We start from the raw sequence: 12632 nt of genomic DNA on the forward strand, positions 1-12632 counted from the left end.
TGATGCCTCTTTCATCGCATGGAGCCACGACCAATGAGCACCGCCATTTCTGCCACCCCCGTTCCTACTTTCAGCGAGATCAAGGGTTACCTCAACCAGATCGGCCATCACGTGTTCGAGCAGCCGGCGCCGCTGTTGCCCGAGCAACCTGTCGGCGCCGAGCAGGCGTATTTGCAGCGTATGCACCGCATGCTACGAAGCCACTGCGAGGCGCTCGCCGCCACGCTGCGTGCGCTGTATCAGCCCCTGGAAACCGCCGACCTGCAACATGCCGACGGCAAGGCATTGCTGGCGCGTCTGCGGCGCGAGTTGAACGCTCAAGTGCAAGCGATGCAAGGGCACAGCGTGATCAACGGCAAGGGGCTGCGCAGTTTCCTCAGCAACGAAGCGGGCATTACCGCGTTGGAACAGGAGGCACAGCGTGACCTCAACGACCGGCTGCTGCACCCGGAGATGGCGCGCCAGATCACGCAAATCTCGCTGGGCCCGACGTTTCGTCCCGGCCTGTATGCGCTGACTTTTACCTACCAGGCGCGGCGCATTGAGTTCGCCGGGGCGTTTGTGCTGACCACGCTCAAGCATCCGCGGGTGAGCACGCTGAGCGGCGGCGAATCGGTGGGCAACGTGCTGATGTTCAACCCGCTGCGCGGGATCGAATCTTTCAACTCGCTGGAAGAACTCGACCGTTACCTGCTGAACGCCATGGACAACGCGGCGTGGCGCAGCGAAATCATGGCGTTGCTGCCCAGACGCTACCAAGCCCTGGGCCCGGCCGGCGTCTGGCCGCTGGCGCTGGAACCGATCGACGCTGAGCCGCTGTTCGAGCACACGGTTGACGCGTTGACGGCCAAGCGTGAGCAGGATATCGAATGGGCGCTCGACCCGGTGGGGAACCCGGGGCGCACGGCACGCGAGGTGGTCGCTGACCTCGATCTGGCGATCCAGACGACGCTGCCCGACCTCGGCCCGCGCCTGGCATTGCACGCCCAGCGCTTGCTTGACCGCTGCTTGCGCTACAGCGCCCCGGATTGGTATCGCAGCGCCAATACTGCGCAACGAACCCTGCTGGCCCAATTGCTGGCCAGCTATAACCAGGCGCGCGCGACGATGCTCGACCTGCTGGGCCCGGCCGCCACGCCGCCGGCGCTGGCGCGTTATCAAGTGGTCGAGCACTTGGCCGACGAGCTGCAAATCCACGACCTGGACCCCGATCTGCTGCAGGTCAGCACCGTGCGTAGCGTAGCGGGTGTGGGCGACTACGAGCAGCAACAAAGCCTGACCCTGCTGGCCTTGCGCGGGTTGCACAAGGGCGATGAGGCGCCGGGGTCGGACTTCCTTACCAGAACCACGCTGACCTATGACCAGACGCCGCTGGACGCTGAGTATCAGGACCTGACGCCGGCCTACCTGGCGAGTTTGCTGGGCCGCCTGCAACCGCGCCTGGCGTTTGCCACGGTGCTAAACGAAAGCCACAGCAGCCCGGTGGTCAAGCAGGCAATTGAATCGATGTTCGACCACCGGCTCAACGCCCTGGCGTACACGGCAGTGTTGCAACACCATTTGAGCGAGGCCGACTACGCATTGATTCAGGCTCTGCGTGAGGGCCGCGGCGAAAACCTCAGCGCCGCTACCGTGTCGCTGCACGAGGCACAGCTCAATGGGTTGTGGCTGCTGCGTCAGACGGACGCCAAGGGTGAAGTCAAACGCCTGTTGCTGTGCACGCCCGAGGCCCCCAGCGCGACGCAGTTCGAGGCGTTTGACACCGAGGCCAGCTGCAAGGCGTACCTGCTTGGCTGGTGCACCCAGCCCGCCATGAAGGGGTATGTCCTCAGTACACTGTCGCTGCGTTTTCGCCCCTCCATGCAACGGATTCTCACGGGCCTGAGCCTCAAACCGCATGCACAGGAGTACCACGAGGTCAGGTTCACCTTTGTTGCCGATTACGCCGCCGGTCTAAAAGCCCTGGCGCAACACATGCTGGCTACGATGGGCGACGATCTCACGTTCGCCACGCCGCTGTGGTTCAGTTCGGCCAGCCAGGCGCAGCGCCAGACGCTCACCGGCCTGGCGCAGGACACCGAGGGCGCCTTGCGCACTTACCATGGCGATCCGCACGGCCAGGCGCTGTTCCCGACCTTTGCGAGCTTTGTGCATGAACAGGCCAGAATTCGCCTGAACGCGCTGCTCGGGCGCGCCGCGCAGGACGTCGACCCCAATACGGTCCACGTCCATTACCCCCAGGCGTTTCCCGGGCTTACGACGCCGGACTCTGTCACGTACACCCGATTGTTGCGCGACGGTTATCACGACAGCGTGGGGTTTCTGGGCCCCAAGTTTGAAACCTCGGCGACCTTTACCGGCCCAGCCGGCGTCGACCTCAGCCGCTTGACGCCTGAAGCGGTGTCGCGCTCGGTGCGGGGCGTGTGGATCGGCCAGCGCTATGTCGACCACGTGCGCAACACCCTGCAAAGCCCCAGCAGCCCCGGCTATGTGTTCCGACGTAACGCAACGCTGGCCATCAGCCAATTGCAGATGCGCAACGCTGCACTCGAATCACGCTTGCAAGGCCACATCTCCCAGGCTGACCTGGACTGGCTGAACACCTGCCTGCAGAGCCTGGGCAATACCTCCGACCAGGTGCGCGAAAGTTACCAGGTGCACCGGCTGTTTGTGGACGGCGAATGGGTGATCGACACCTTCCTGTTCAAGCGCGGGCATGACCCGGTGCTGCTCTACACGCCGAATGCGCCGGATGGCGTCACCTTTCGCCACGCGCGGCTGTTCAACTATGTGTTGAAACACGTGGATGGCATGGTCGGTTACCTCGCCGAGCGGGTGGGCGCGCAGGCAAAGGCCCGCGTGCATGGGTTTCTGGAGAACGCCAGAAAGCAACTGCCGCAGACCCTAAACCGCAGCCATCCCAGCCCTGGCCGGTATGACCCGATCAGTCGCGAGACGGTAGTGCTCAACCTGCGCCAGGCGCTGTACGACGCCAAGCTGCAGCGCAAGATAGACGACGTCGAGGCAACCTCCGTCAACCGTGCGCACATGATCATGGACCTGGTGTGGAGCGTTATCGAACCCCTCGTTGCCATCGCCACCGCGCCTTACCCGGTGCTGAGCCTGAGCCTGGGCATGTCGCTGGCTTTCAAGGATGGGATGCTCGCCCTGCACGCATACAACCAGGGGCAGATGGGTGAAGCCTTCGGGCACTACCTTGGCTACCTGCTCAATAGCGCCGGCGCGGTATTCACTGATTTGCGCCCGGCGCTGATCAGCCCGTTGGGCAAGTCGATACGTCCGCTGCTGCATACCGCGCCGCAGGAACAAGCGTTGTCGTTGATCAAACAACTGGAGGCGCCAACGCCGGCCTTCGATGATCTGCAAGCGGTGATGTTCCAAGGCCAGGCGTTATGGACCCGCAAAACGCCCGACGCTCTGGGGCGTTTCCTGCTGCTCAGGCAGGATGCTGCAACCGGGAAATTGCAGTCCACCGGCCGGCTGGTCCATCGTAATACTCAAGGCCAGTGGATGCGTGCCGGTGTTGCGGGCGGCGCACCCAAATATGAAAAACTGCCCGTCGCCGTCAGCCCGCTGGAGCGTTACGAAACCCCGCAGGCGTTGTTGAAAGACCTGGAGCACGTGGTGACCCCTGGCGCCGTGGAGGCGGCCTTCGCGCGCATCGCCGACCCGTATGGCGAGCAGATCGCCAGGGACATCATGGGCAAGCAGCTGTTCCACCTGCGCGCGCCGTATGGCACGGCAGTGGACAACCTGACCCGTGACGCCAACGCTTACTTTGATGCCTTGGCCCCGATTGTTCCCCGGGCCGATGTACTGAGTGTTGAGCCTGACGCCCTGCATGAAGTCATCCTGCAAAAGCTGCTCAGTGAAAGCAAAGGGCTGGTGATCGGCGCGAGCGTGGATTCGATTGCCAGCAAGCAGTTCCTGATCGACACCCTGCAAGCCTTGCACGACCACGGCGTGCGGCGTCTGTACATCGAGTACCTGCCCGCCGATGTGTTTCGGGCCAAGCTGGAAACACGCCACACCGCGAAGGCGTTGAAGAGCATCGACACGCACCTCAAGAGCGTCGATAAAGCGCTGGGCATGCCCAAGGACAGCGCCTATTCCTATCAGGCGCTGGTGCAGGCGGCGTCTGACCACGGCATCGAGGTGAAGGCGCTGGATGCGTCCACCTCCTACTATCTGGACGATGCATTGGCGGGGGGCACCACCTCGGTGCTCACGCCTCGCGAGAACCGTCTGCGCAACTTCTACTCCCACAGGGTGATCACCGCCGACGTGGCGGCCAACCCTGACGACGCTTGGGTGGCACTGGTGGATCACCGACGCATGAATACCCATGAGCAAGTCCCCGGCCTGGCCGACCTGCACGGCGCCGTGAGCCTGCGTGTCGAGGATGTCAGCGTCGGCACGCCGGTCGGGGTGTGGAAAGACACGCCCGGCTCGATTCCCGATGATGCGTTGGCCAAGGCTGATTTCAAGATCACCCTGCAGACCGCTTACACCCAACCCCAGGCGCAGGCGTTGCCGCCCCCGGCGCAGCACCGCTACAGCGTGTTCGAGATGCCCTCTGCGCTGCGTGAAGCATTGCGCACGCTGAAAGATTCGCCAAAGGGTCTGGATTCGCGGTATTTCCCCGGCAACCCGGCGCTTCGACCGGCCTACACGGCCTTCCAGCGGACTCGCGAACGTCTCGACGCGGCGGCCGGCGCGCATTTCAAAGACCACGTGCCACCCGCTGCGGCGCCGCAGCCACAGCTGTCACCCGGCCTCACCGCGCGTGAGTTCTTCGAGCGCGCCTATGCCCATTCAAACGGGGTATTGATCGGCGAGGCGCACAGCATGCAATCGAGCAAGGCGCTGTTGATCAAGGAACTGAAGACCATGAAGGTCAAGACGCTCTATGTTGAGCACCTGCTGACGGACCTGCATCAGGCGGACCTTGATGCCTTGTACCAAGGCAGTCCGATGTCCAAGGCGCTCAAGGACTATCTGCGGATACAGGACCGTGGGCATATGTTGGGCTATAAAGGGCCGCACACTTACACCGCGGTGATCGAAACTGCCGCCAAGTACAAGATTCGCGTGCGTGCGCTGGATTGCTTCGCCAGTTACTGCGTCGATGGCATGCCGGATAAAGGAACGTCGCGCACGGCGATGTTCAGCTATTTTGCCAATGAGGTCATCACCCAGGATCAAGCTGCACATGGCCCGCATCGCTGGGTGGCGTTGATGGGCAACACCCACACCGACACGTTCCTGGGCGTGCCTGGCCTGGCAAGGTTGCAGGGCGCCATCAGCCTGCATGTCAACGATGTGGCGCCCGGCCAGCCTGTTGGCTTGCGGGCGGGAAAATGGGAGGCGGCCAACAGGCCCCTGCGCCCTGATGAATGGGTGGCCATGCGCAGTGACTTTGCCCTTGATGTGGCGGTGGCCGGCCGCAAGCCGCCGGAGGCGTTCAAGCCCGCCGACCGCTCACGCCTCACGCACGCCGGGCATTTTTTGATCGAGCGCCCGGCGCCCGACCAGACGCTGCTGGTGCATCGTTCGCGCAGCGGCGACATTGTCACCACGCCGATTCAAGTGGACGAGCGCGGGCACTTCTTTATTGATCGGTGGGAGCCGCTCCAGCACGAGCGCTATCTTTATCAATTTCATTTGATCGAGGCGCTGCAACTCCACATGGGCTTGCGCCCGGCGCCTTGAATGGCTGCGAGCGGGCAGGGGGGCATTGCTGTCCGCACTCCGTTGGGCCGTGCGCAGGTGCTTGCCAAACGCCGGTGATTCTGGGAAAACGCCCACCTTCTGGTATTCAACGAGCATCCCATGAGCAACCAAGACCTTCAGATCACTGACATCCGCCTGGGCGACGGTAAAACCGTGGTCAAGGGCGCACTGATCACCACTCAATACACCGGCACCCTGGAAGACGGTACGGTGTTCGATTCGTCCTGGGAACGCGGCAAGCCGTTTCAGTGTGTGATCGGCACCGGGCGCGTGATCAAAGGCTGGGACCAGGGCTTGATGGGCATGCGCGTCGGCGGTGTACGCACATTGTGTGTACCGGCGCACCTGGCGTATGGCGAGCGCTCGATGGGCGCGCACATCAAACCCAACAGCAACCTGCGCTTTGAAATCGAGTTGCTGGAAGTGCTGACGCGCGATGACTGAAGGAAAGTGAACATGGACGTTGATGTTGAGGCGTTGCCGGGCTGCTCCGTCGCGGGCATCCGGGTGGTTGAATTGCTGGGCAGCGACGCGGCTGAGCTGCAGCATTTTTTCGAACAGGCGCCGGGCTATTTCATCGCAGTCAATGGCGAGCCGGCCGGGCCGACTGAAGCGCGCGAAGAACTGCAGGGCCATTTGCCGGCAGGGTGGCGCTGCAGCCGGATGTACTGGCTGGGTTACCGCGATGCGCAGGATCAGTTGGTCGCCGTGGTGAACATTGCCGCGGATTTGCTCGCTGCCGGGGTCTGGCATATCGGATTGCTGCTGGTGCATACGCGTTTGCACGGCACCGGGCTTGCGCGACAGTTGCATGCCGATCTCGAATCCTGGGCTGCGAGCAAAGGCGCCCAATGGCTGCGTCTGACGGTGGTGGTCGGCAACACCAGGGCCGAGCGGTTCTGGCCCAAGCTTGGGTATGTGCCGGTGCGCACCCGCGAGGGAATTACGATGGGGCGGCAGGTGAATACGGTGTCGATTCAGCTCAAGGCATTGGCGGGTGGGCGGATGGATGAATACCTGGAGAAGGTCGAGCGTGATCGGCCGGGTACGCCGTCATAACCGATGTACATAGACCTGATCTGCAGTGACCATTTCCCTTCCACCTTTGATCGGGATGATGCCTGGAAAACGGTTTCTGAACTTGCGCTGAAGAAGCGGCCTGTTGGTCATCGGTAAACTTTCCTACGGTTTACTCACGCGAAAACGCGGCGTAAACTCCGCGCGTTTTCATCAATAGCGGAGACCCTCAGTGGGTACTTGTTCGAGTGACAGTTGTCGGCCGGTTTCAGTAATCGGCACATCCTTGGCAAGATAACGCGCATTCTTCCTGTGCCGTTGTCTCGCCTGAAAAAAGCGAGAAGCGGCATTCCGGCAGCGGCCAGTCCTGGCACCTGCCTGCATCCCTCTCATCGACGCTGACCAGCACCTGAAAGCATTCAGGCTGCTACGGACGCGCCTGCCTTTTACGGTGGGCGGGCCAAGGGTTTCTATATCCGTCAGTTCGGCTGGCAATAAACAGGGAGGATTTCCTATGCAAGCAATCAACAACATCAACCTCAATTCCTTGGTTGATACCGTCGTCAGCCTCAGCGCGGCGTTTATCCTCGGTGGCTTGATCGGCTTCGAGCGTCAGTACCGCCAGCGCACGGCGGGTTTGCGCACCAATGTGCTGGTGGCCGTGGGCGCGGCGATTTTTGTCGACATGGCCAACCGGCTGGGCGGCGCTGAAGGCGCGGTTCGGGTGGTCGCGTACGTGGTCTCGGGCATCGGCTTTCTGGGGGCTGGCGTGATCATGCGCGAAGAAGGCAACGTGCGCGGGCTCAACACTGCCGCCACCCTGTGGGCCTCGGCAGCCGTGGGCGCTTGTGCGGGCGCTGACCTGATCCTCGAAGCGCTGCTGGGCACGCTGTTTGTACTGGCGGCCAACACGCTGCTGCGGCCGATCGTCAACAACATCAACCGTCAGCCTCTGGACGTGGTGTCGGCGGAGGTGACCAACATCCTCTATGTCATCGCGCGGCGCAGCCAGCAACAGGCGGTGATGGTGTTGCTCGAAGCCGAGCTGGCGCGCTGCAACTACCCGGCGAGCGACGTTGACGTCCGGCCGTTTGGCAGTGAAGAGGTGGAGATCGAGGCCACCCTGGTCGCGACCTCGGTAGACGGCGACGAACTGGATGCGCTGGTAGCGCGTATTTCCACATCGACCCTGGTGGTGCAGGCCTTCTGGAGCCCGAGCACCACTGATTGACCGGCGCGCCTCACGCATGACCAGGCGCTGGCTTGGTCATGTTTCGTGAGGAAAAGTCCTACATACGCTTGGGACTATCCCTTCGGATGAAACGTCATTTCGTTGCTAAGGTTGCGCGCTTGCAGCTAGCCGGCGGCATCGGTTTGGCTGTACGTGTTCGGCCGGTTTCAATCGAAGGGACCAGGAACAGCCTGGTTATTGTCCTGAGTAGGTGCAGCACCGCTGGTCGGCACTGTCATTTCTCACAGGTACCTGTGTCCCGTGTGATGTGTAAGGGTACTTATCCTCTCAGGGGAGTTTTATGACTAAAGCGCTAATAGTTGATGATCATCCGTTTATCCGTAAAACCGTCCGGCATCTGCTGACGCTGGAAGGTTTCACCGAAATCGATGAAGCGGGCAACGGTGCGGACGCTGTGCAGAAGGCCAGAGAGGGGCGTCCGGCGTTGATCATTCTTGATTTGGCGATCCCGAAGCTGGGGGGGCTTGAGGTGATCAGCCGGGTCAAGGCGTTGGGCCTGCCGTGCAAGATTCTGGTACTGACCTCGTACCTTCCGGAGTTTTTTTCGGCGCGTTGCATGCGTGCCGGCGCCATGGGGTTCGTGGCCAAGACCGGTGAGCTGGATGAGCTGCAAAAGGCTATCAAAGCGGTGATGTCCAACTACAGTTGCTTCCCCAGTTTGCCGAGCAGTTCGGTGCGCCGTGACGATCTGCAGTCCACGGAGCAGGAACTGGTGCAAGCCCTGTCAGATCGCGAGTTGGCGGTGTTGCAGATGCTGGCCCTGGGCTTGGGCAATAACGAAATCGCCAATCAGATGTTACTCAGCCACAAGACCATCAGCACCTACAAGACGCGACTCAAGGAGAAGCTGCGCATGTCGTCTGTGGTCCACATGGCCAAGTTTGCACAGCGTAATCATCTGATCTGATCAGACATGATCCTTGCGCCGATGCGACGGTTCATCATCACGCTGTTGATGGGCTTGCTGCCGATGATGGCCAGTGCCCTTGATCAGCCGCAAAATCTGCGCCTGCTGGGGCACTCCAGCCTCAATGGCCACTCCGTAACGCTGGGCGAGGCTGACTGGCAGTGGTTGCGGGGGCGGCGTGTGTTGTTGATGGGGGTTTCCGCGCCCGACTACGGGCCCTTCGAACTGACCAACAACAACGACGAAATCGAAGGCATCACGGCGGACTACGCCGGGTTGCTCGCCCAGGCGCTGAATATCAGCGTTGAGGTGCGGCGCTACGATACCCGCGATGAAGTGCTCGAAGCCCTCAAGCAAGGCGCCATTGACCTGCTTGGGACGTCCAATGGTTTTGAGGCGGGCGACCCGCAGTTGGTGCTTTCGCGTTCCTACGCCAATGACCAGCCGGTGCTGGTTACCCGCACCGGCGACAGCCAATCGTTGAGTGTCGGCCTCGCTGGCAAACGCATCGCCATGCTCTATCACTACATGCCGCCCGACGTGGTAGAGGCTTTTTACCCAAAGGCTAACGTGGAGCTGTTTCCGTCTATTTTCGAAGCCATTGGCGCCGTCGCGTTCGGTCGCGCCGATGTCTACCTGGGCGATGCCATCTCTGCCAATTACCAGATCAACCGCAACCACTTGAACAATGTGCAAATGGCGGATTTTTCCACGTTGGAATCCAATTCCTTCGCCTTTGCCGTGCTCAGGGACAACACCCGCTTGCTGCGCATTATCAACACTGCGCTGAGGGCGATCCCGGCGAACGAACAGATGGAAATATTGCGTCGCTGGAACGGTGACAACCTGGGCCTGCTCGGTGCCGAGCGGTTGCACCTGAGCACCAGTGAGCAGCGTTGGCTGGAGAAACACCCGCGGGTCAGGGTGGTGGCGTCCGAGCAGATGCTGCCGTTGGCGTCCTTTACGGCGCAAGGGCGACTGGAGGGCTTGAGTGCCGATGTTCTGTCGCGGATCAGCTTGCGTACCGGCTTGAAGTTCGATGTCGTTTCCGGCGGCTCGATGCCTCAGCAGATTGACGCGGTCAGTACAGGCCGCGCCGACATGATGGCGGTGGTGACCCCCAGTATCGAAGGCTCTGATCAGGTGCGCTTTACCCGACCTTACCTGACCAACCCGGTGGTGCTGGTCACCCGCAATGACGACCCCGGCACGATGACCCTGGAGGACATGGTCGGCAAGCGCCTCGCGATCAGCAGTGGCAATGCCGTGCGCGACGTCATCCACCGCGATTACCCAGGGATAAACTTTGTGGCGGCGCGCAACCCCACCGAAGCCATGGCGCTGGTGGCCAACGGGGCTGCCGAAGGGGCAGTCAACTCATTGATCAATGCGCGTTACCTGATCGCCCAGCAGTACCGCGACCGCTTGCGCGTGACCAGTACTGTCGGCGCCGAGCCGGCACGCATGACGTTCGGGGTCAATCGCGGCCAGTTGGAGTTGTACTCGATACTCGACAAAGCGCTGCTGAGCATCCCTCCGCAGGAGATGGATGAGCTGGTCAGCCAATGGCGCACGGATGTGATCATTGAGGACCATTGGTTGCGTCACCGCAGTGCGATCATTCAGGGCTTTGGCCTGGCGGCGTTGTTGCTGCTGATCACTTCCGGCTGGGCTATTTACCTGCGCAGCCTGATCCGCAAACGCGCGCAGGCGGAACGGGCCTTGAGCGACCAGATGCGTTTTATGGGCGTATTGATCGACGGCACGCCCTATCCGATTTACGTGCGCGACCGCCAGGGCCGGCTGATGGCGTGCAACAGCGCTTATCTGGACGTGTTCGGCTTCAAGTCCGACGCAGTGATCGGCAAGACGGTGATAGAAGCCGACAGCGGCAACCCTGCGCAGTCGCGGTCCTTCCATGAGGATTACCTGCGGTTGATGGAACGCGGCGAGCCGCAGATCAATGACCGGCTGCTCACGTTGCCGGGCGGCAAGGTGCTGACCATTTACCACTGGATGCTGCCGTACCGCGATGGGGACGAAAACGTGGTGGGCATGATTGCCGGCTGGGTGGATGTGAGCGAACGCCAACGGCTATTGGGCCAGTTGCAGGAAGCCAAGGAAGACGCCGATGCCGCCAACCGCGCCAAGACCACGTTTCTGGCCACCATGAGCCATGAGATTCGCACGCCGATGAACGCGGTGATCGGCATGATTGAATTGGCGCTTGCCAATGCCGAGCAGGGGCGCGTCGACCGCGATGCCCTGGAGGTCGCCTCGGTTGCGTCGCGCGGCATGCTCGAGCTGATTGGCGATATTTTGGATATTTCCCGAATCGAATCCGGTCACTTGTCGCTGACCCTGGCGCCGGCCAATCTGCGTGAATTGCTCACCTCGGTGGCGCGGGTGTTCGAGGGGCTGGCGCGGACCAAAGGCCTGGCGTTGCAGGTGGAACTCGACCCGCTGATTGATTATCCGGTGCTGATCGACTCCTTGCGGTTCAAGCAGGTGGTGTCCAACCTGCTGAGCAATGCAATCAAGTTCACGGCCCAGGGCCAGGTACGTCTGGGCGGGCGCAGTGCACCGGGGTCTGACACTGGCCATCTGGAACTGGTGTTATGGGTGGAAGACACCGGCATCGGCATCAGCAGTGAAGACCAGCAGCGTCTGTTCAACCCGTTTTTCCAGGGCAGCAACACCGAACAATCAGCGCGCAGCGGCTCGGGGCTGGGGCTGGTGATCAGCCGCAGTCTGTGTGAAATGCTGGGCGGCACGCTGCAGTTGAGCAGTGCGCCCGGGCAGGGCACGCGAGTGGACATGACGTTGACGTTGGCCAGGGCCACCGCAGTGCCGGTCGAGCGTGCTGGCCCGGCGCCTGTGGCCCGGCCGGGCCGTGTATTGAGCATCTTGGTGGTGGACGACTACCCGGCCAATCGCTTGCTGCTGGCGCGCCAACTGCGCTTTCTGGGGCATCGCATCACCCTGGCCGAAGACGGTGTGCAAGGGCTTGAATGCTGGCAAGCCGAGCAACCGGATGTGGTGATCACCGATTGCAACATGCCCCTCAAGAATGGCTACGCCCTGGCGCGTGACATCCGCGCGCAGGAGCGTGCGCAAGGCTTGGTACCGTGCTTGCTGCTGGGCTTTACCGCTAACGCGCAACCGGAGGAAACCGAGCGCTGCCGACAGGCAGGCATGGATACCTGTTTGTTCAAACCTGCCGGCCTTGAGGACTTGCGCTCGGCACTGGCCGCGCTTGCGACCAGCCCTAGGGTATCTGAGGTTGAGCGGACATTTGATGTGAGCGCCCTGATCACGCTGACGGGTGACGATGACGCGGCGCTCAATGAACTGTTGATACCGTTGCTCGAAAGCCTTGAGGCAGACCGCGCGCTGCTGCCGGTGCTGCACCGCCAGTTGAATTTTCACGAACTGCATGACCTCGCCCACCGCGCCAAGGGCGGCGCACGGCTGGTCAAGGCGCAGACGCTGATAACCCGTTGTGAAAGGCTTGAGGAGGTGTGCCAGCGCCAGGAGCGCGACGCACTGGGCATGGCGATTGAAGCGGTAAGCGAAGCCCTCGACGATCTGCATCGGCACTTGAGCAGTTTTACGCTCGGTGCTGAGCGCGGTTGAGCGCCGTTCAGTGGATTTGGGAGAACTCCTACATGAAGGAGGAACATACCTGATTTTGTCTTCGGG

Annotated in this window: 6 protein-coding genes; all 6 read left to right on the forward strand. The window is 61.8% G+C overall.

Features of this window, described 5'->3' with window-relative positions; translation table 11 throughout:
* Positions 1 to 33: 33 nt before the first annotated feature.
* The 6 genes from FPT15_RS18320 to FPT15_RS18345 all read left to right on the forward strand — a co-directional run bounded on the left by FPT15_RS18320 (position 34) and on the right by FPT15_RS18345 (position 12566).
* Complete coding sequence (locus FPT15_RS18320; protein WP_145163435.1) at positions 34 to 5733, forward strand: membrane-targeted effector domain-containing toxin; 5700 nt, start codon at positions 34 to 36, stop codon at positions 5731 to 5733.
* A gap of 120 nt (positions 5734 to 5853) precedes the next feature.
* On the forward strand, positions 5854 to 6198 hold the full coding sequence (locus tag FPT15_RS18325; protein ID WP_145163437.1) for an FKBP-type peptidyl-prolyl cis-trans isomerase: 345 nt from the start codon (positions 5854 to 5856) through the stop codon (positions 6196 to 6198).
* 12 nt (positions 6199 to 6210) lie between these two features.
* Positions 6211 to 6813, forward strand: a complete 603-nt coding sequence (locus FPT15_RS18330; protein WP_145163439.1) for a GNAT family N-acetyltransferase — start codon at positions 6211 to 6213, stop codon at positions 6811 to 6813.
* 472 nt (positions 6814 to 7285) lie between these two features.
* The gene (locus tag FPT15_RS18335) at positions 7286 to 8002 is read left to right on the forward strand and encodes an MgtC/SapB family protein (RefSeq protein ID WP_119735498.1); all 717 of its coding nucleotides are present in this window, start codon (positions 7286 to 7288) and stop codon (positions 8000 to 8002) included.
* Positions 8003 to 8303: 301 nt separating this feature from the next.
* On the forward strand, positions 8304 to 8930 hold the full coding sequence (locus FPT15_RS18340) for a response regulator transcription factor (RefSeq protein ID WP_106579958.1): 627 nt from the start codon (positions 8304 to 8306) through the stop codon (positions 8928 to 8930).
* A gap of 6 nt (positions 8931 to 8936) precedes the next feature.
* Positions 8937 to 12566, forward strand: coding sequence for a transporter substrate-binding domain-containing protein (locus FPT15_RS18345; protein WP_145163441.1), 3630 nt, complete (start codon positions 8937 to 8939; stop codon positions 12564 to 12566).
* The last annotated feature ends 66 nt before the right edge of the window (positions 12567 to 12632 follow it).

The sequence above is a fragment of the Pseudomonas sp. RGB genome, from assembly GCF_007713445.1.
GTDB lineage: Bacteria > Pseudomonadota > Gammaproteobacteria > Pseudomonadales > Pseudomonadaceae > Aquipseudomonas.

Coding starts and splice junctions, on each gene's coding strand:
- FPT15_RS18330 (WP_145163439.1), top strand. CDS start 6,211: ATGGACGTTGATGTTGAGGCGTTGCCGGGCTGCTCCGTCGCGGGCATC.
- FPT15_RS18320 (WP_145163435.1), top strand. CDS start 34: ATGAGCACCGCCATTTCTGCCACCCCCGTTCCTACTTTCAGCGAGATC.
- FPT15_RS18335 (WP_119735498.1), top strand. CDS start 7,286: ATGCAAGCAATCAACAACATCAACCTCAATTCCTTGGTTGATACCGTC.
- FPT15_RS18345 (WP_145163441.1), top strand. CDS start 8,937: ATGATCCTTGCGCCGATGCGACGGTTCATCATCACGCTGTTGATGGGC.
- FPT15_RS18325 (WP_145163437.1), top strand. CDS start 5,854: ATGAGCAACCAAGACCTTCAGATCACTGACATCCGCCTGGGCGACGGT.
- FPT15_RS18340 (WP_106579958.1), top strand. CDS start 8,304: ATGACTAAAGCGCTAATAGTTGATGATCATCCGTTTATCCGTAAAACC.